Below are 18871 nucleotides of genomic sequence, written 5' to 3' on the forward strand. Positions count from 1 at the left end.
GCGTAAACAGCCAATAATTTGGGATATTCTGCGTGATGTTGTTATGAATGAAGGCATCAGAAGCTATATTTCACTTTTAGCCATAGTTCAGAGTTGTGGCGATAGACGTTGAACATACCGCTATCGGCATGGAAAAAATCGTAGCCTACGATGGCATGCAGCTGGTCGTTCAGGGCGTAGTCGGCCGAAAACCGGTTATAGATGCCGCCGTTAGTCACATCGATATAGGCAAAGCTTTGTAGTGCCAGCGTATTGTGGAAGAGCTCCTTTGAGATACGAAAGGTGGCAAGTCCAGTGTTGCGATGCTCGCCCAGTGCCACATATTTGTGGGCATACTGGGCCGAAAGTGTCCAGTCGCTGCCAGGATACCAGTCGATGGCTGCGAGGATGTTGGTTGAGGACGCTCTTGGCACCTGCCCACTGCCTGTACCAGATTGTGCCTCGTCAAGATATTCAGCTGCCTCGCCACGCACTACGAACTGTCCTATTGGTATCGAGACATCGGCTCCGAGCATCGTCATGCGGCGGTATTCGCCCAGACCGTTGTATAGCACTGGTTGTTTGTTCCAGGTGTGGAGAGCTGATAGCGAGAAGTCGATACCGCTGAGGAAGAACGACAAGCGTCCCCCATACTCCATATTGTATAGTCGATGCTTGGGCTCGCTATCAATGGCTATCGGACCCACCGACCAGGGATTCGCCTCGTCGGTGGGCAGTTCGAAGTAAGCACTCACAGGGATGGCTATAGCCTCCAGGCTCCACTTCTCGTGCGAGTAGCGCAGTCGCAATCCTCCTTCGGGGATGCGGATGTCATCGTAATCCTGTGCCAGAAACTCTGTATAATCCATGGGTGAGATGATATCTGTAAGGCGCAAGGCATCGGCCACGCCCCAAGTGATAATCTGTCGGCCCACTCGCACATCCCAGTGATTGTTGGAATAGTAGGCATAAGCCTCGCGTAGTTGAAAACCAGAGCGATCTTTCAGAATGGCATTGTGCACCAGATTGGCCGAGATAAAGGCACCGATATGGTTTCGCTCTATGGTTACCTCGCCTCGCACGCGACTTCTCGACGACATCCAGTCGTTTGGTGCATCGGTGCGCAGAGCGTGATACGTGTCCACAAATCCCTTTACGCCCACACTGAGCGAATCCTCATCCTGCGCAGCGGCAGGATGAGGTAGCAGGCACCACAAAAGTGCGATGATAACAACAGATCTCATAGGCCTTTTTCGAGTTTTGCCACAGTGAAGAGTGCTTTGTCCACTTTCACGTTGTATTGCGAGTTCTTCACCACGATGGTGGTGCTATGTTCCGTCTGCACATTTTTCATCTCCATCTTCAGGATAGTCCAGAAGCCCTGTACCTGTTTGATATCGTTGATGGTGAGCACACGATGTAGCTTATTCAGTTTGTCGTAGTACTCCACACTGCAGGCTATCAGGCAGTCCTGGCGTATCCACGATATCTTGCGGCTGTAGAGCTCGTGCTTATCCACAGGCACCGATTCCACCACCCAGCACTTGTGGCCATTCTTCGTTTCCTCGCGCAGCAGTTTGTGCTTGTCTTCGTCCACGTGGCGCTGGCCCATGTCATCGTAGGTAAAGTCGGTTCCCATGAAATAGTCTGTCTTCGACGATGAGCCACTGATACGGCGCGTCTTCTTCATTGCCGGTAGATAGAGCCACTTGGCATCCTCCTTGCCAATCTGGTCGTAGTCCCACGTCAGGAAGCCTGTGCCTTTCACATCGCCAGGATAGGTGAAGAACATCATCTTCTTCACATCCTTGCCCTCATCCATGGCCCACGAAGTAACCTTGCGTTGGCGTGTGCTGCCATTCTTCTTGCGCAGTGTCAGCTCCATCTCGCCATAGCGTGTGTCGCCATCTGGGCGGTTCTTTACTTTCAGTATCACATCACGGCCCGACAGTTGTTGGGCACTCAGGTTGCCCGTCAGCATCAGGGCAGCCATCAACAGCATGATAATCCTTTTCATAATCATTCTTGTTTTTCTATTTTGTTTCTTTTCCAAATACTTTGCATTTATTCACGAGTATAGGTGTCACCAGCAAATCGGCAGCCAAAGCCGACATAATGCCGATGATGGCCATCAGGCCAAAGTTGAGGCACATGGTGCAGCCCGATGTGCAGAAACTGGCAAATACCGCCGAGGTGATGATAGACGTGGTGACGATGGCTACACCCACCACGCGGAACGTGCGACGGATGGCATGCCGATACTGCATGGTGCGATCAAACTCCAGCTTGGAGTGGTTGATGAAGTGAATCGTGTCGTCCACAGCCAGACCCAGCATCATGGGGAGTAGTGTGGCTGTCATCATGTCGAGCGGCACGCCCATCCAGCCCATATAGCCGCCCACGAATACTGCTGGCATCATGTTGGGTATCAGGCCGATGAGGCCCACACGGATGCTTTGGAAGGCTATCATCAATATCATGCCGATAATCAGGATGGAGATGACAAACGACAGCATCTGACCCCTGACGAGATACTGCATCATCGTCACATACTGTGGGATATTTCCCACCGTGGTGATCTTGGCACCAGGAAACAACTCCTCGGCATCGCGCTGGATTTGTGCCATATCCTGCTCCACCTGGGCAGAGTTGAAGTCGGAAATCTCAACCATCAGTCGCAGTCGGCGATAGTCGTAGTCCATCCAGTATTCCGACTCCGTGCCGCCAGCATTCTCGTAGAGCAGAATCATCTGAGCCACTTCTTCCTCACTGTCGGGGGTGCGATAGTAAGCGGTATCGCCACCATTCAGAGTCTGGTTCAAATCCTTCAGAATGTCGAGTATCGAGGTGGTGCGCTTGGTCAGTTTATAGTGGGACACCCGCCGTTGCAGTTCGTCAAGCCGCTTGAGATTTTCTGGCTCTTTGGCCTCATCGTCGTGAGGCAGTTCTACCACCAGATCGTAGGAGTAGAGTGAGCCTAACTCCGAGCGGCCCACATTCATCACCTCTTTCACGTAGGGCACTTTCTCACCCATGGTGCGCTCTATGTCGAAGGCTGCCTCTATCTTCCACAGACCAATACAGAGCACGATGCAGATGACGAGAAACGAGTAGCCAATCTTCTTAGGATTACGTAGAACCATCTCGCTGAGTCTTACCATTGCTCCTGTCCAACGGGTGTCGCTCTCTTCAGAAAAGCCTTCTTTGGGGCGTATGTTTCTTCCAAACGAAAGCAGTATAGGCGAGATGATGAGCGAGGTGAGCAGTACGAACATCACACTCATCGAGCTGATAACACCCACGCAGTGCATCGGGCGGATAGGGATGACAAGAAACGATAGTAGCGACACCAAAGTGGTGAAGCCGCAGAAAAACACCGACCAACCAATCTCTTTCAGTGTCTCTACAACGGCTTTGTGACGTTCGCCGTGAATGCGCATCCGTCCGCGGAAGTAAGAGAACACATGAATGTTGTAGGCGATAGCCACAGCAAACGATAGGATGGTAGGAATCATGAGTACTGTCGAATCGACATACATTTGCGTCCATCCTGCTATGCCGTAGGTGATCAGCAGTCCGCCAATAACCGACAGAATAGGGGCAACCACACCTCGAAGGGAGCGCGTCATGCAAAGCATCACCACCATGCAGATGATAGTGGCAATCATCATGAGCCGGCTCATCTCCTTGCCTATATACTCTGTCTTGCAGTTGGTGACGTAAGGCATGCCCGTGCCTTTGGGATGGAGCGATGCGTACGCTGGTTTTTGAATGATATGCTCTACTTCCTGGCCAGTAATGATATCTGGCGACACCGTGCCTTGCTGTTTCCACACGCTGTCCTTAGGGAAGGTGCGTAGCTTCACCATGATCCACGACAGATCACCTTTCGCCGATATCAGTTTCCTGGCCACATGGGGCTTGCTATAGGCGCGTGCTTTGATGCTATCCATCGCCGCAGAACCGTCGGCAGGGATGTCATCGGGCACTATCTGCTCGATGGTCATGCCATCATCGCTACCTACCATAAACTCGATGTCGGTGAGCGATGTAACCTTGTCGGCATACGACAGACTGTCAAGCAGTTCGTTAGAGAGTTGTCGCAGCGTCGTCAGATGCGCTTTTGTAAAGTGATTGTCACATTGTGTGAGCACACCCACATAGTAGTCGTTGCCGAAGTGCGACTTAAACTCATCCGTCATTACCAGCATGGGATCATCTTCGATGAAATAATCATCGAACGATGTTTCTTTCACCATGCGTTTCATTCCCAGCACCGACACAACAAGTATCAGCGCAAAGGCTGCGAGTACCCACCAGCGTACCCTCAGCAACTGTTCGGCAAATCGCTCAAACAGTTCATTGATCTTCTCTATTTTCATCTTCTTTATCTATTGATGTTGATTCATTAATGCTCTCCAGCCTACAAACTCAAACTGAATGTAGTCATCTATGGCCTTTTTAATCTCCTGAGCTGACAGTTGATGCTTGATAATTTCAGAGATGAAACTGAACATCCACACCACATGTACATGATAGGTGAACGTTGTATGTATCACGCTATACCTTGGATGTTTCTGCTTGAAATCATTCATAAACACCAGTATCTGGTGTGTACTTTTCTCTGTATAGTCATCGATGAAGGTCTCGAGCGTGGAACCTTGAGCCTGATACAAAAGCAATTTCAACTCGTCGCGGTAGTCATTAATCAGTCTGAAGTAGGCTTGTGTGTGTTCTTTTATCATCTCATCGCTCTTGCCGCAAGCATACTGAAGGAACTGATCTTGGTAGTCCATGTTGTGATGCTCGTGCATAATACGCTCCAGTTCTGAGATGAGAGGAGCCAGGATGGTTCTAAACAGTTCATCCTTGCTCGCGAAGTAATTATAGATGTTGCTTACGCCGATATGAACCGCTTGGGCAATGTCGCGCATCGAGGTCTTGCTGAATCCTTTCTTGAGAAAGAGTTCTTTGGCTGTTGTGATAATAAGTTCACGCGTGTATTCCTTTTTTATCTGCATAATTGAAGTTGTTTAAAAACGAACAATATTCTGATTTGTTCACAAAAAAAAGAGGACTCACACTAGTGTAAGTCCTCTTAGTTGCTAAGATATAAATGAGAGATCTACTCCTTCTAATCATTTTCTGCATCATTTTGATTACAGCTGCAAAGTTATGCGTTTTTTCTGAAAGTCGCAATACCTAAAACAGATTATTTTTATATTTGGGATATTCTGCAGTGTTTTGTGACGAATGGAAATAAAAAAGCCCTCCAGTACTTTTATCGGGGAGTACTGGAGGGCTTGATCTCTTCGTCGTCTTACCAGATCACGGCGCGCTTGTCTTTGGCTAAGAACATCTTGTCGCTTTCCTTAATGCCGAAAGCCTCATACCAGCTATCAATCATTGGCAGAGCTGCCATCACACGCAGACGGTTAGGTGAGTGAACATCGCTGTTAACCAGCATGGCGGTGTACTCTGGTGTAGAGTTGCTGGCCCATACACGGGCGTAAGCCAGGAAGAAGCGCTGTGCAGGGGTAAAGCCTTCGGTCTTCTTCAGCGGCTCCTGCTTCATGCGGTTCTCAAAAGCGCGATAGGCAATATTCAGTCCGCCATTGTCACCAATATTCTCACCAAGTGTCTTCTGGCCGTTAACCTTCAAACCTGGTACGGCTTCCTGCTCTGAGAACCAGTCGGCCAGCACCTTGGTGCGCTCGTTGTACTTTGTCTTGTCGTCGGCTGTCCACCAGTTCTTCAGGTTTCCATCCTTATCAAACTGGCAACCCTGGTCGTCGAATCCGTGACTCATCTCATGACCAATCACCACACCGATGGCGCCATAGTTGGCAGCATAGTCAGACTCTGGGTCGAAGAATGGTGGCTGCAGGATAGCTGCAGGGAAGTTAATGCTGTTGAACAGGGGGTTGTAGAAAGCGTTAACGGTCTGTGGTGTGCAGGCCATCATGTGCTTATCCACAGGCTGGCGCCAGTATTTGCGGAGGATAGCCTTAGTGGCCTCCTGATTGATACGGATATAGTTCTCAACCAGATTCTGATCTTCGCGGATATCCACAAACTTCTCCATGTCTTCCCACTTATCAGGATAGCCTATGTTGATGATCATCGAGTGCAACTTCTCGATAGCCTTGGCTTTAGTTTCTTCGCTCATCCAGGTGTTCTCCTTCAGGCGGTCCTCAAAGGCCTGCTGCAGGTCTTTTACCAAACGGAATACACGCTGCTTGCTGCTCTCGGGGAAATACTCCTTAACATACAACTTACCAACGGTCTCACCCAGGTTGCTGCTGATTGTAGATACAGCACGCTTCCAGCGTGGTTTCTGCTCCTGAACACCAGAGATAATCTTGTCGGCCTCGAAGGCACGTTTGCTAAAGTCGTCAGAGAGATAGCCTGAGAAGGCTTTGATGACATGCAATTCCATATAAGCCTTCAGATCGTCGATGCTGGTATTAGCCAGAATATCCTCTACTATATGCAGAGGCTCCAGCTGACTTACGTTAACGGTATCGATATCTTTTGGATAGTCTATGGCGTCGCGATAAGCTACCCAGTCGATGCCTTTAAAGTCCTTCAATAGCTGCTCCCAAGACATGATGTGAATGGTGAGCATAGGATTGCGGCTGGCAACCTGGTTCAGGGTTTTTACACCTATCTTATGTTCAATAGCCCACTCGGCCTGCATCATGCGCTCGGCGTCGGCATCGTTGTAGCCTACCATCTTGAAGTAATCCTTGTTCAGACTCTTAATGGCTTCTACGGTTTTCTTCTGTGTCTCGTTAGGCTCGGCATAATACTCCTGAGCCAGCGAAGCACCACCATGCCCCACGCTCATCATAAGCTCTGACGACTTGAAGGGGTTGAGGCTCAGGCTAATGCCGAATGGGGCAGTATTGAATCCCTTGCTGTCGAGCTCGTACATCAGCTTCAGCAATTCTTCGCGAGTCTTCAAGCCACGCACCTGCTTCAGATAAGGCAGGATGGGCTGATATCCCAACTTATTGCGACCTACACTATCCATATAGAGGCGATAGATAGCACCAATCTTCTGACCGTCGCTACCCTGAGGCAGATTCTTCTGGTCGGCAACCTTCAGAATGAGTGCGTTGATGCGATCATTGTTTAATTCGCTCAAATCAGTAAAAGCACCATTCTGTGGATGCTGCTTGTCGAGAGGGTTAGCCTTTAGCCATGAACCAACGGCATACTGCCAGAAGTCATCACCAGGTTTCACACTCGTGTCCATGTTTGCTTTAAAATTCTGTGCCGAGCCTGCCAAACTTCCCAGGGCTAGTGCAACGGCGAAAATCACTTTCTTCATTGTCTTATTGATTAAGTTATGTAATTTTGACGCCGCAAAGATACAAAAAGTTGTGGAAAGTTGCAAACAAAATGCTTTTTTTAGCTATTATGTACATTGTTTTATGCCCTGCTGTTAATACCCAAAAGTAGTGATTTTGCCCTTTTGGACAGGTTAAAATTGACTGAGTTAGGCAATTTTTGCGTAACTTTGCAAGCGTTTATTAACAAAACAACTATTATTAGTCACATTTAATTTATTTTTAAGAGACATGAGAAAGATTGTAATGATGATGTTTGCTGCTCTGTTCGCAATGAACGTATTAGCAGACAACGTGAAGTTCAAGGTAACAAACATTCGCTGTCAGAACTGCGCTAAGCGTGTAGAGAAGACCCTGAAGGCTAATGAAGCTGTAAAGGAAGTGAGTGTGGACTTACAGGCCAAGACCGTAAGCGTGAGCTACGATGCAGAGAAGGCTAATGCCGAGGCGCTGCTGAAGACACTGACCGATGCCAAGTACCAGGCTGAGATTATGAAGCAGAGTGCAGGCAAGGGCTGTGGCAAGCACGAAGGCAAGGAAGGCGGCTGTGGCAAGCACGAAGGTAAGGAAGGCGGCTGCGGCAAGCACGAAGGCAAGCAGGGCGGTTGCGGTCATCACGCCCAGAAAGAGGCCGAGGCCAAGAAGTAACTTTATCCATTAAGTGTGAAGGCACCACCCTGTTGCATCCCTACGGCAATAGATGTGCAACAGCGGCGGTGCCCTACTTATTCCTTGATAAAATCAATAAGCATGACAAAAGTACGCATTTTGTCTGAGACTGTTGTGCAATGGTCTCAGAAAACAAAGATATATTTCGTATTATTAACACTCCTTTTCCTTTTTTCTGAAAATATGAGCGCCCGACTGCTGAAAGGAAAGGTGGTGGATGCGCATGGCAACCCGCTGATTGGTGCCACCATCAGAGTGAACAACTCGAAAGAGGGCACCGTGGCTGATAGCGAAGGCTGTTTCAACCTGCAACTGAATCATAATAAGGTGCCTATCGTGCTAACCATCAACTATCTGGGTTACCAGAAACAAGAACTGAAGATAGTGGATGCCAAGAGCAATCTGGGCATCATCCAACTGCACGAGGATGGCTACTCGCTCAATGATGTGGTAGTGGTGGGCTACGGTCAGCAGTCGCGCAAGAAGCTGACTGGCGCCGTATCAAAGGTGAAAGGCGACGTGGTGAGCGAGGCCACACAAGATGCCCCCATCATGGCCCTGCAGGGAACAGCATCGGGCGTGTATGTGGCGCAGGCATCAGGTGTGCCAGGAGGTGGTTCAACCAGTATGGTTATCCGTGGTGCCAGCACGCTGTCGAGCAACAAAGAACCGCTCTATATCGTGGATGGCGTGCCCTTGAACTCTAACCCTGAGAACCCCATCGCCTACACATCGACCGGACTGTTGGGACTGCCCGACGAGCTGTCGCTCATCAATCCTAACGACATTGAGAGTATCGAGGTGCTGAAGGATGCCGACGCCACAGCCATCTATGGTACGCGCGGTTCGAAAGGTGTGGTACTGATTACCACCAAGAAAGGTCGCGAAGGGCGTGTGAAGGTGAACCTGAAGATGAGCACCACCGCCCAGTTTATGAGCAAACGACTCGACTTTCTGAACACCGAGGAGTTTACAGCCCTGCGCCGCCAGGCTTTCGAGGCCGATAAGGCCAAGGGCTACGTGACGGATGCCGACCTGACACCAGCCAAGTTCCCCGACCTGACACTCTGGGACCAGCATACCACCTACGACTGGCAGGACATTCTGTTTGGCAATACCGTATGGGGCACCGACATACAGCTGAATGTGTCGGGTGGCAACAAGAACACCTCGTTTATGATTAGCGGTGGCTACTATAATTCGGGCACTGTCACCGTTGGCGACGATAAGTACACCCGCTGGACAGGCCGATCGAACGTGCAGCACCAGAGCGACGACCACCGTCTGCATCTGGATGCAGGCATATCGCTCACCAAACTCACCATGGATGCCGACGCCTCGGGTGCAGGCTATTCGGCTGTGGTGTCGCAACCCAACTTGCCACCATACGACGAGAACGGCGATCCATACTGGCTGCTGGAAAATACCAACCACACTGCCCCTCTGCGCATACTGAACTATGAGGGCACCAACGATGCCACATCGCTCAACGCCAGTTTCAACGGCAGCTATCGCATCTGGGACCAGTTGGCTGCCAAGGTGCAGATGGGTTACAACTACAGCTCGAGCAATCAGCAGAATCTGTATCCACGCAACTACTATCATCCGCTGAGCAATACGGCCTACAACCAGGCGCTCTACTACTCGATGACCACCAGCACGCTGATTATCGAGCCACAGATTACCTACAACTGCCAGCTGCTGGGTGGCAAGGCCGACTTTCTGCTGGGCGCCACCTATCAGAACGGCGACACTCACACGATGTATATGCGCGGACAGAATTATCCTGGCGACATCTTCCTGAAGGATGCTACGGCTGCATCGCAGATTATCTATCACCAGAACCCGACCACACAGACCAAGAGTGCATCGTTCTTCGGACGTATCACCTACGACTGGCAGGATCGCTATCTGCTCAACGCCACATTCCGTCGCGACGGTTCTTCGCGATTCGGTAAGAACCACCGCTATGGCAATTTCTACTCGATAGGACTAGGCTGGCTGTTCAGCAACGAGAAGTTCATCAAGAACAACCTGAAGTGGCTGAGCTACGGCAAACTGCGCGTATCAACAGGTCGCACTGGTAACGACGGCATCACCGACTATCAGTACATGACCAAATACACCACCAGCAACTATCCTTACGAGGGCGGCGTGGGCATCGTGCCTAACAATCTGGCCAACGACGATCTGCACTGGGAAACCACCGATAAGTTCGACATCGGACTGGAACTGGGATTCTTCAACGATCGCATTCTGCTCACAGCCAACTACTACCACAACACCAGCAAGGATCTGCTCACCCGACTGTATATGCCCAATCAGACAGGATTCTCATACATGATGTCGAACCTCGATGCAGAGATTGTGAACAAAGGTGTGGAGCTGGAGTTGAACACGCAGAACATCAAGACCAAGGACTTCCGCTGGACCACCCAGTTCACACTCACCATCCCCAACAATAAGCTCACCAAGTTTGCCGATCTGGAAAACTCGGGCTACTACAACACCTACGAGATTGGCAAGTCGGTGAACATCATCCGCGGCTACAAGTATCTGGGTGTGGATAACCAGACGGGTGTGCCGATGGTGCAGGACCAGAATGGCGACGGCAAGATCAACAGCACCAACGACTATGTGACACTGGGCAGCAAGGACCCAAAATACTATGCCGGACTACAGAACACCATCAAATGGAAAAACCTGACATTCGACTTCAATCTGTACTACCGCAACAAACCAATGGAGTACGGCTATCTGTGGATATTCTACTACCCACTGGGTATGAGCGAAAACGTAACCCGCGAGATGGCCAGCAACTACTGGACCACACCGGGTGTCGACGCCAAGTATCCCGGACTGACCACCACCAGTGCCAGCGACATCTACGACGCTTACTACCGTTACATGTCGTACAGCGATGCTGCATTCAGTACGGGTAGCTATCTGCGACTACAGAACGTGCGACTGGCTTACGACTTCGACCAGAAACTGGTGGGCCGACTGGGCATCAGCGCCCTGCAGATCTACGTTCAGGGCAAGAATCTGGTGACCATCACCAACTACGACGCCTACGATCCTGAGACATCTACTAACGCCGTTCCACCCACACAATCGGTAGTGTTCGGACTCAATGTAACATTCTAAATATAAATAGGTATGAAACTCAGAAATATAGCATTATCATTAGCCACCGCCCTGGCACTCACATCGTGCGAGAGCATACTCGAGATTGATCCCCCCACCGACTCGCTGACAGCCGATGTGACTTTCTCTACCCCCGAAGGCATTCGCACAGCAGCCACAGGATTCTATACCGAAAACTTCCTGAACAACCTGATGTACTATCAGGGTCTGGAGCTCTATGTAAGTCAGCTCAGCGACGAGCTGCTGGCGCGCTCAGGTCAGTTTGCCGATTTGAATCAGAACAACTACAACTCATCCACCGACTACATCTCTAATCTGTGGAGCACCCCTTACTCCAGCATCTATGGTGCCAACGACTTTCTGGGGCATGTTGAGGGCTCGACGGTGCTACCAGCCGACGAGTTGAACAAGTATCGTGGCGAGGCACTGTTTTTTCGTGCCAACGCCTATTTTTACCTGGTTAATCTGTTTGGCGATGTGCCTCTGCTCACTACCTACGACGTGAGCGTGACGGCTACTGCACCACGCACACCCAAAGCCGAGGTGTATCAGCAGATTATAGCCGACCTGCAGCAGGCACAGCAGTTGCTGAAAGGCTCAGGCAATGGTCGAACACGCATCACGACCGATGCCGCCACAGCCCTGTTGGCCCGCGTATATCTCTATACCGAACAGTGGGACAAGGCCATCAGCGAGGCCAACAAACTGATACCTACAGCCGATGGCGGACAGGGCAGCAGCTACCAGTTGGAAACAGCCGACCGCGTGTTCCTGGCCACCAGTAGCGAGGCCATCCTGCAGAGCAATCAGGAGGGATTCACAGGCACAGGCAGCTACGTGGGCTACACCCGCATCGGCAATCTGTTTATCCCTAACGCCCGTGCCACTTATGCCAGCTACTACTTCTGCGACGAACTGGTGGCCGACCTGCGATCGGAACCCGCCGACCTGCGCAACCAGTGGATAGGCGAGAAAGCCGGCAGCGGCGGTAAGACCTACTATTATCCTTATAAATATAAGAACATGACCACGCCCAGCAGCTCGGCCAACTACGAGTACTATGTGCTGCTGCGACTGGCCGAGCAGTATCTGATACGTGCCGAAGCCAGTGTGCATCTGGGCAACATGCAGCAAGCCGTGGCCGACATCAACACAATTCGCCATCGCGCTGCACTCGCCGACTATGCAGGCAGCACCAGTCAGACCGACCTGCTGATGGAGATTGAGCAGCAGCGCCGCAAGGAGTTCTTCTTCGAGGGCGGTCATCGCTGGATGGACCTGAACCGCACCGGCCGTGCCGACGCCGTGTATGGCAGCACCAGCTACAAAAAGGTGAACTGGAAGTCGTATCGCTCGCTGCTGCCCATCCCCGAGCAGCAGATAGGTCGCAATCGCAACCTCACTCAAAATCCCGAATATTAACTTTTAAAAATTTCGCATCATATGAACAATAAGATTAAATTGTTTAGCATCGTAGCACTGGCACTCTGCATTCAGAGTGCCGGTGTGAAAGACGACACCCTCACCAAAGAGGATGGTATGTACATCGTCAACACCACCACACTGGGCAAAAACGTCGAAGGTTATAACGGCCCTACCCCACTTAAAATCTACATCAAGAAGAACAAGGTGGTGAAGATTGAAGCCCTGAAGAATCAGGAGACGCCCAAGTACTATGCCCGCGTGAAGAAAGCCCTTTTCGACAAGTGGAACAACCTGAAAGTGAGCGAAGCCCAAAAGCTGAAGGTTGACGGCGTGACAGGTGCTACCTACAGTTCTGAGGCAGTTATCAAGAATGTTCAGCTCGGATTGGAATATTATAAAAAGAACAAGTAAAAAAGCAAGTGGCGTAAAACCCCAATTTTTAGGTATTGCGTAATTCGTATTTCTACTGTACCTTTGTGTTACGTTTAGAATAAGTATGCAGATGCAAAGGTTTATTTATATAGTCATCGTGATGATGATTACACAAGTAGTTGTAGCTCAGAATGTTATATACGGATTGGTTTCTGATAAGGATACAAAGGAACCAATTATTGGAGCCACTATTTCGGATGTTACAAAACGCCGTCCTCTCACCGTTACTGATGCAGAGGGGCGTTTTGTGATACCTAAAAATAATTATCCGCAACGAATTAAGATAACCTACATTGGCTATAAAACCCTCACCGTGAATGCTGTGGCTAATGGGCACTATCAGTTGGAGGCCGAGGTGAGCAAGCTTGGCGAGGTGGTAGTGACGGCTCAGGAGAGTCGTGGCATTACTAGCTCATCACGCATAGAGAAGCATGCCATGGAGCATCTGCAGCCATCTAGCTTTTCCGACCTGCTGGAGCTGTTGCCTGGTGGTAGCAGTAAGGATCCTGTGCTGAATGCTACCAATAGTATTCGTCTGCGTGAGGCCAGTCCACAAGGAGCTAACTACGCCACCTCCTCGCTGGGTACCAGCTTCCTCGTAGATGGGGCTCGCATCGCCACCAATGCTAATATGCAGCAGGTGAGTGGCGCCTGGGAGTCGGCAGCTACCAGTCGCGACAATACGAATGCAGGTGTTGACATGCGTACGATATCAACCGATGATATAGAGAGCGTAGAGATAGTGCGAGGCATACCTTCGGTAGAGTATGGCGACCTGACCAGCGGACTAGTGAAGATAGAACGCCGTCGTGGCGGTCACGACCTGCAGGCACGTCTCAAGTCAGACATGGGCTCTAAGCTGTTTTATCTGGCCAAGGCCTTCGAGTGGGATAAGCACACCACGCTGAATCTGAGTGCAGACTATCTTGATTCGAAAGCCGACCCTCGTAACCTGTTGAATAACTATAGTCGTGTGACCTTATCGGCTCGCATGGGGCACACCTGGCAGCGTGCCCATTACGACCTGAAACTGTCAACAAACCTTGATTATACAGGCTCGTTTGATGATGAAAAGCAAGACCCTGATTTGAACAAAGGCGCTATCGACAAATACAAGCAGAGTTATAACCGTGTGGCGGTTTCAAATAAACTTGAACTGAAGATGCATCGTCCCATCTGGTTGAAAGGAGCCGAGTTGATGGCGGCAGCATCCTATCAGCACGATAAGATAGCGCGCACCAGAACAGTCAGTCTGCAGAGCATGACAGGCGCTGTGCTTAATACAGAAGAAGGTGAGTATGATGCGCTGATATTGCCTTATGTCTATGATGCCAGTCAGGATGTAGATGGCAAACCATTGAATGTGTTTCTGAAGCTGAACGCCCGTTTGCAGATTCCCAGCAAGAAAGTAGCCAACACCTTGCTGCTAGGCGCTGATTGGAATTTGGATAAGAACTACGGTCGTGGTCAGGTGTTCGACCCTGAACGTCCAGTATATCCTACTGCTCAGATACGTATGCGCAGTCTGACAGAAAAGCCTGCTAACCACACCCTTTCGTTTTATGCCGAGGAGAAGGCTACCTTTCCAGTGGGTGGTTGCCAGTTAGAACTGATGGCGGGTGTGCGTGCGCAGCAAATGCTGAACTTGCCTGCTGACTATGTGATGCATGGTCAGTGGTATCTGGACCCACGCGCCAATATCGGCTTTACTTTCCCACGATTCCGAATGTTTGGTCAGCCTTCATTTGTCCGCCTTTCTGGCGGTGTAGGTCAGCATACCAAGATGCCAACTATTGATCAGCTGTTTCCTGATCCGGCTTATATCGACCTGTTGCAACTTAAATATTATAACGTAGATCCGTCGCTGAGTCGTATAAACTATCGTACCTATATCATCCCTGGTACCAATGCCAGTCTGGAAGCAGCACGCAACCTGAAATGGGAGGTGACTGGCGATTTGAATGTGGGCGGAAACCGACTGACGGTGACCTATTTTAATGAGAATATGACATCAGGCTTCCGCAGTCAGACCAATTATGAAGCTTATGAATATAATAAGTATGCCGATGATCTGAGTTACGAGTTGCTATCAGAATTGTGTGCCTATACGCACTACGAGAATGGTAGTCAGACCAAGAAGGAAGGTGTGGAACTGACGTTTGCCTCGAAGCGCATACCGCGCCTCTATACCCGTCTTACCATCACTGGTGCGTGGTTCCGAACCACCTACCGTAATTCTCAACTCATCATGGAACGTCCAAGTGTGGTAGTGGGTAGTAGTCGCCTGCAATATGTGGGTTTATATCATGATGATGAGGGCATCGTAAACGAGATGGCGAACACCAATTTCATGTTCGATACCGATGTTCCGAAACTCAAGTTAGGCTTTTCTGTTTCAGCTCAATGCCAGTGGTACACCTCGTCGCAGCACGATGCATTGAGTAGTGAGCCTGATGCATATATGGACGCTAAAGGCGATATCCACGAGTGGACAGCGGAATGCGCCTCGGATGCTTACCTGAAATGGTTGGTGCGTTCATCTACCAATTATACCAAGAGCACAGTACCCTTTGCGATGCATCTGAATCTGAAGATTACCAAGAAACTGTTGAACGACCGTTTGAATGTAGCGATGTTCTGCAACAGAATCTGGGATTATTCGCCTGACTATGAGAGTTATGGTAAACTCATACGTCGGCATACCAAACCTTATTTCGGACTTGAAATGAATGTAAAGATATGAAGCAGATATTCACAATTCTCACCCTGGCAGTAGCGCTGATGCTGGTGGCCTGCCATCAGGACAATGATGACTATATGACACTGGCTACTATCCAATTGGATGGTGGCGATACGCTGACGATAGACCGTGTTCAGGCGATGGCTCAGATCACCAATCTGAACACCAAGCATGTGGTTAGTACAGCCGATTTCACAGGTGCCGAAGTGCAGATAGAGCTATTGCGTGGTGCTTACCAAGTGCATGTGGAGGGAGTGATGAGTTATAGCGACTCTAAGGGAACACGCCGTGTACGCTCGTTCAGAGCTGTGAGCGATTATGTGGAGCTGACAGGTAGCGGCCGAAGTCAGGCAAAGTTAAACATTATATTTTTAGATTAGTATGCGTACATTCAGATATAGCTCTCTCTTGCTATTGTGTTTCCTGACAGCTGTCGAAGCTGCCAGTCAGGATTCTGCTTATGTGGAGCGCCACTCCATTTGGCGACAAACGTATAGTGAAGCCTTACAAAACCCAGCCTTGATGACGCATGCCTATCTGAAACCCTTTACGGAGTTGAGTATTCAGACCGACTATCGCCATCAAAGCGATGCTTTCCGCGTAGAAGAGGGCACAGGATTCTTGTTGCCAGAGATCTCGGCTAGTTCATATGTTCGTCTCACACCTTCATCTGTGGTATGGGGAAAGGCAGCCTATGCCAATGGTCAGCATGATAATAAGGTATATAATAATGTGGCCGATTGGGATTTGCTATATCCTGACGTGATAGCCGATAGCATAGGGGGTGATAGCAAGCGCGAGCGTTATCTGTTCTCTGGTGGATATGCTGCTGAGAAAGGACTATGGATGCTGGGTGGCGAATTGAAGTTCCGTGCCGAACAGGAGTATCGTACCTACGACCCACGTATGCGTGGCATCGTGTCCGATTTGTCGTTGAAAGCTGGTGCTGCCCGTAAGATGGGGGCATATCACGTGGGATTGTCATTAGAAGGAAACATCTATCGCCAGACGGCCGATGTGGATTTCTATGGTGAAGCAAATGGTATGGGTGAGTTGCAGATGACTGGGCTTGGCACTAGCTACGTGAGATTCTCTGGGTCTAATCGTGATATCTTTTACGAAGGTAAAGGGGCAGCCTTGGCCTTCGACGTGCAGCCTGTGTCGCATGGTGGTTGGCAGGCTCATTTCAGTCATGCCATACACCAATACAAGCGTCTCTCTGATGAGTACAACTCACTACCACTGACAACCCTTTATCGCCAACAGACCAGTCTGACGTTTGGTTGGAGACGTCAGTCGGCTAAGAACGAAAAGGCCTTGCTGCTATATGCAGCCTACGACAAGCGTGCTAGCGATGAGCATGTGGTGGGCACCTCATCAGGACAGGACTATCCCATACTGATGGCTCTTACCATGTATCATCAGCATCGTTGGGATGTGGGTGCTACAGCGCTCTATGGATGTGGCGACTGGCACCTGCAGCTGAAAGCAGGTTATCTGAGCCATCGTGAGTCATACGAATATGTAGAGCGGAAAGTGGAATATGCCCGGGTCTATGGCGAGTTGACAGCGCAATGGCTCAAAACGTTGAATGATGACTGGTCGCTGAATATCTATGCCAAGGGTGGCTATGCAGCCAACCTGAGTCATAAGATTGTGATGCCTTATGCTAATATGTCGGTCAGTATTCGCGATTATGTAAATCATAATTATAAGTATCAGAAGGCCAGCTATACCCAGATGCAGGCTGGTGCCCGTGCCGACTATAAACCACAAACATGGGCCGTCGGCATGTTTGGAGAGGTTGGTTCAGCTTGGCAATTCTGTTCGGTAGGCGAGCACGAGGCCAATCTGCATCTGTCATTGGGAATCATATTTTAATATCAACTAATATTGCAAGTGAAAATGAAAAAGAATGTGTTTTTGAGCATGATGCTCCTGGCTGCAAGTACTGTATTCGTGGCTTGTAGCAGTGATGATGATCCTTTTGTTGTGGAGAATGGTACTGTAACCATTGAAATGCCCATCAACGTGAGTGATGTAGCGCTGAATAGTTTTGAAGGAACAGCCACTAACGTGCAGAGTGGTGAGGTTACTAAGTTGCCAGCGCCTGTAAAGAGTGGCGATGACTACGTGATAACACTTCCCAGTCTGACTGAAGGTAAGTATAATCTCGCGGCAAAAGGTAATATCTCGTTCGTAAAGGATGGTGTGGCTGGTACTACCGATTTCGAAGTGTCATCAAATGATATTGCCTTGAACGAGTTGTCTACATCTGCCAAACTGGTTGTAAACTCATTTAAGGCCGAGGGTGGTTTCGTGTTCTCTGAGATCTGTACCACAGGAACCCTGACTCCTCAGAACAAGAATTACAACTACGATGCTTATTTTGTGATTACCAATAATAGCGATGTAGTGCTCTATGCCGATAGTCTGGCCTTGATCGAATCACAGTATCAGAGTGCCAGCTCTGGCAATCAGCCTTGGAGTCCTGATGTGCGTCCTTATGCCATCCCCGCAGGTGCTGTATTCATGATTCCTGGTAAGGGAACCGATCATCCTGTTAAGCCAGGCGAGAGCATTGTGATAGCTAACAATGCGATGGACCATCGTACTGTCAACGAGAACTCATACAATCTGACAGGTGCCGACTTCGAGGTGTATCTCGACAACGGCGGCAACAGTATGGATACCGATTATGACACACCTAACTTGGAGTATATCTACTGCTACACACAGACCATCTGGCTGCCCTCAGTACAGCAGAACCGTAGCTATGCTATCGCTCGTATGAAGGAGAACAAGGAGACATTCCTTGCCAACCATAGCGAGACACCAACCTACACCGCCTCTACAGGTAAGCTGATGGAGAGCAAGCAGGTGCAGATTCCTAATGAGTGGGTGCTCGATGCTGTGAACCTTGGTACTGAGGATGACTTTGGCTGGTTCGTGATTTCTGAGACACTGGATGCAGGATGGGTAGCTGGTCGTGCCAACTCGAAGGACACCACACAGCGTGGTACTGCTGTCATCCGTAAAAAGGACTCTACTGGTAAGTATGTAGATACAAACAATTCAACAAACGATATGGAGGCTCGTCAGACGCCTTCAATGAAAAAGTAAG

At 49.7% G+C, this 18871-nt stretch carries 13 protein-coding genes; 8 read left to right on the forward strand and 5 right to left on the reverse strand.

All coding sequences use genetic code 11. The features are described from left to right. Positions 1-56 precede the first annotated feature (56 nt). From T360_RS0100660 to T360_RS0100680, 5 genes are all read right to left on the reverse strand, one after another. Positions 57-1223: a DUF1302 family protein gene (locus tag T360_RS0100660; protein ID WP_028911072.1), complete on the reverse strand. Its 1167-nt coding sequence runs from the start codon at positions 1221-1223 to the stop codon at positions 57-59. After that, positions 1220-1999 (reverse strand): outer membrane lipoprotein-sorting protein, encoded by a 780-nt coding sequence (locus T360_RS0100665; RefSeq protein ID WP_369793478.1) that lies wholly within the window; start codon positions 1997-1999, stop codon positions 1220-1222. Before T360_RS0100665 ends, T360_RS0100660 begins: the two co-directional genes overlap by 4 nt. 13 nt (positions 2000-2012) lie before the next feature. Continuing rightward, positions 2013-4361 (reverse strand): RND family transporter, encoded by a 2349-nt coding sequence (locus T360_RS0100670; protein WP_028911074.1) that lies wholly within the window; start codon positions 4359-4361, stop codon positions 2013-2015. Between the two features lie 9 nt (positions 4362-4370). Then, positions 4371-5000 (reverse strand): TetR/AcrR family transcriptional regulator, encoded by a 630-nt coding sequence (locus T360_RS0100675; RefSeq protein WP_028911075.1) that lies wholly within the window; start codon positions 4998-5000, stop codon positions 4371-4373. A 299-nt stretch (positions 5001-5299) separates the two neighbouring features. After that, positions 5300-7315: a M13 family metallopeptidase gene (locus T360_RS0100680; RefSeq protein ID WP_028911076.1), complete on the reverse strand. Its 2016-nt coding sequence runs from the start codon at positions 7313-7315 to the stop codon at positions 5300-5302. A 250-nt stretch (positions 7316-7565) separates the two neighbouring features. Here T360_RS0100680 and T360_RS0100685 point away from each other — a divergent pair, with 250 nt between their 5' ends. The 8 genes from T360_RS0100685 (at position 7566) to T360_RS0100720 (ending at position 18870) form a co-directional block, all read left to right on the forward strand. After that, complete coding sequence (locus T360_RS0100685) at positions 7566-7982, forward strand: heavy-metal-associated domain-containing protein (RefSeq protein WP_028911077.1); 417 nt, start codon at positions 7566-7568, stop codon at positions 7980-7982. Positions 7983-8186: 204 nt separating this feature from the next. Next, on the forward strand, positions 8187-11150 hold the full coding sequence (locus tag T360_RS14255) for a SusC/RagA family TonB-linked outer membrane protein (RefSeq protein WP_051523250.1): 2964 nt from the start codon (positions 8187-8189) through the stop codon (positions 11148-11150). Between the two features lie 12 nt (positions 11151-11162). Next, positions 11163-12572 (forward strand): RagB/SusD family nutrient uptake outer membrane protein, encoded by a 1410-nt coding sequence (locus tag T360_RS14260; protein WP_051523251.1) that lies wholly within the window; start codon positions 11163-11165, stop codon positions 12570-12572. A 21-nt stretch (positions 12573-12593) separates the two neighbouring features. Then, the gene (locus T360_RS0100700) at positions 12594-12986 is read left to right on the forward strand and encodes an FMN-binding protein (RefSeq protein WP_036928401.1); all 393 of its coding nucleotides are present in this window, start codon (positions 12594-12596) and stop codon (positions 12984-12986) included. A 91-nt stretch (positions 12987-13077) separates the two neighbouring features. After that, on the forward strand, positions 13078-15750 hold the full coding sequence (locus T360_RS0100705; protein ID WP_231488009.1) for a TonB-dependent receptor: 2673 nt from the start codon (positions 13078-13080) through the stop codon (positions 15748-15750). Continuing rightward, complete coding sequence (locus T360_RS0100710) at positions 15747-16127, forward strand: hypothetical protein (protein WP_028911080.1); 381 nt, start codon at positions 15747-15749, stop codon at positions 16125-16127. The genes T360_RS0100705 and T360_RS0100710 overlap by 4 nt, the downstream gene beginning before the upstream one ends. A gap of 1 nt (position 16128) precedes the next feature. Continuing rightward, entirely contained in the window at positions 16129-17628 is a 1500-nt protein-coding gene (locus T360_RS14265; RefSeq protein WP_155949337.1) for a DUF6850 family outer membrane beta-barrel protein, read from the forward strand. A 24-nt stretch (positions 17629-17652) separates the two neighbouring features. Further along, positions 17653-18870 (forward strand): DUF4876 domain-containing protein, encoded by a 1218-nt coding sequence (locus T360_RS0100720; protein ID WP_028911081.1) that lies wholly within the window; start codon positions 17653-17655, stop codon positions 18868-18870. Position 18871 lies beyond the last annotated feature (1 nt).

The sequence above is a fragment of the Prevotella sp. MA2016 genome (assembly GCF_000619825.1).
GTDB lineage: Bacteria > Bacteroidota > Bacteroidia > Bacteroidales > Bacteroidaceae > Prevotella.

Coding starts and splice junctions, on each gene's coding strand:
- T360_RS0100660 (WP_028911072.1), bottom strand. CDS start 1,223: ATGAGATCTGTTGTTATCATCGCACTTTTGTGGTGCCTGCTACCTCAT.
- T360_RS0100670 (WP_028911074.1), bottom strand. CDS start 4,361: ATGAAAATAGAGAAGATCAATGAACTGTTTGAGCGATTTGCCGAACAG.
- T360_RS0100675 (WP_028911075.1), bottom strand. CDS start 5,000: ATGCAGATAAAAAAGGAATACACGCGTGAACTTATTATCACAACAGCC.
- T360_RS0100680 (WP_028911076.1), bottom strand. CDS start 7,315: ATGAAGAAAGTGATTTTCGCCGTTGCACTAGCCCTGGGAAGTTTGGCA.
- T360_RS0100685 (WP_028911077.1), top strand. CDS start 7,566: ATGAGAAAGATTGTAATGATGATGTTTGCTGCTCTGTTCGCAATGAAC.
- T360_RS14255 (WP_051523250.1), top strand. CDS start 8,187: ATGAGCGCCCGACTGCTGAAAGGAAAGGTGGTGGATGCGCATGGCAAC.
- T360_RS14260 (WP_051523251.1), top strand. CDS start 11,163: ATGAAACTCAGAAATATAGCATTATCATTAGCCACCGCCCTGGCACTC.
- T360_RS0100700 (WP_036928401.1), top strand. CDS start 12,594: ATGAACAATAAGATTAAATTGTTTAGCATCGTAGCACTGGCACTCTGC.
- T360_RS0100705 (WP_231488009.1), top strand. CDS start 13,078: ATGCAAAGGTTTATTTATATAGTCATCGTGATGATGATTACACAAGTA.
- T360_RS0100710 (WP_028911080.1), top strand. CDS start 15,747: ATGAAGCAGATATTCACAATTCTCACCCTGGCAGTAGCGCTGATGCTG.
- T360_RS14265 (WP_155949337.1), top strand. CDS start 16,129: ATGCGTACATTCAGATATAGCTCTCTCTTGCTATTGTGTTTCCTGACA.
- T360_RS0100720 (WP_028911081.1), top strand. CDS start 17,653: ATGAAAAAGAATGTGTTTTTGAGCATGATGCTCCTGGCTGCAAGTACT.